Annotated in this window: 3 protein-coding genes; 1 reads left to right on the forward strand and 2 read right to left on the reverse strand. The window is 38.4% G+C overall.

Annotated elements, in window-relative coordinates:
- Window positions 1-125: 125 nt before the first annotated feature.
- Together ACFIJ7_RS09575 and ACFIJ7_RS09580 are read right to left on the reverse strand one after the other, a co-directional pair.
- A complete protein-coding gene (locus tag ACFIJ7_RS09575; RefSeq protein ID WP_273791686.1) occupies window positions 126-449 on the reverse strand; it encodes a type II toxin-antitoxin system PemK/MazF family toxin in 324 nt (107 codons plus the stop codon).
- A complete protein-coding gene (locus tag ACFIJ7_RS09580; RefSeq protein WP_273791685.1) occupies window positions 449-673 on the reverse strand; it encodes an antitoxin MazE family protein in 225 nt (74 codons plus the stop codon). The genes ACFIJ7_RS09575 and ACFIJ7_RS09580 overlap by 1 nt, the downstream gene beginning before the upstream one ends.
- A 142-nt stretch (window positions 674-815) precedes the next feature.
- Between ACFIJ7_RS09580 and ACFIJ7_RS09585 the strand changes: the two genes are divergently transcribed.
- Window positions 816-1,008 (forward strand): lysozyme (locus tag ACFIJ7_RS09585; RefSeq protein ID WP_375645195.1); only part of this gene is annotated, 193 nt, incomplete at its 3' end.

Raw genomic sequence — 1,008 nt, forward strand, 5'->3', positions numbered from 1 at the left:
AAGGATGATACCCTTGATCCAAACGCCCCACCAAACGCATGTGACGAAGGCGAAGGCGTCATCCATATGGATGAAGAAGATAGATAAACAAAGCTATTTTATGATGATAAAAAGAAATACTATTTTTATTTTACTATTCCTAAAAATACAGCTAAACAGCGTTCAATTTCTACCATTTTATCTGCATGAATGGAGCCGAAAGCTGGACTAACTTTTTCACATCTTACCGTCATAATCTTATCAATCATTACTTGCGAAGGTTTTTGCAAACCATTTTTAGCGGTTGGCTGAATCGTAATGCGGAGTAATGGCGCATCAACAAGTGTACTTGTAATTGGTAAAACCGTTACACTTGTATGCTCACTAAATTGATTAGCTTGAATGATTAACGCAGGTCTTGGTTTACCAAAATCGCCTTGCATAGCTATTGTGACGAGAGATCCACGCATTATTCTGTCCAGCCATCAACATCCATTAAAGATTGATCCATCAACAACTGCATAGATGTATCTGTTTTATCCATTTTTGCGACTAAGCGACATTGGCGTCGGCACTCTTCTGCAAAGTTCGGTTGGCGAATATCTGGTACCCAAATTTGCATTAAACGCAAACCTGCTTTTCTTTGTGCGTTGCGATGTTTTTGAACGCGTTCATTGACGTGCATTGTAGCCATAACAAAATCTCCATTATGTTTCATGTAACGTATAACACAGAAAAAAGTTACATGAAACGAGATTTTTAATAAAAGGCAATAATTGCAATTTTTAATATTCACTCATCCCCGCCTTGTGTGGGGCTTTTTTATGGAGCAACACATGCGAAAAATATCATTAGAGGGACTTGCACTTATCAAACAATGGGAAGGCTTGCGTTTAAACGCCTACAAAGATACCATTGGTGTGTGGACAATAGGTTATGGACATACAAACAATGCTGGAAAGCCTTTTGTTTATGAAGGCATGACCATCACGGAAAAGCAAGCAGAAGAACTTCTTTGCCAAGACTTAA

The organism is Bartonella sp. MR100HLJHH (assembly GCF_042194215.1).
GTDB lineage: Bacteria > Pseudomonadota > Alphaproteobacteria > Rhizobiales > Rhizobiaceae > Bartonella > Bartonella grahamii.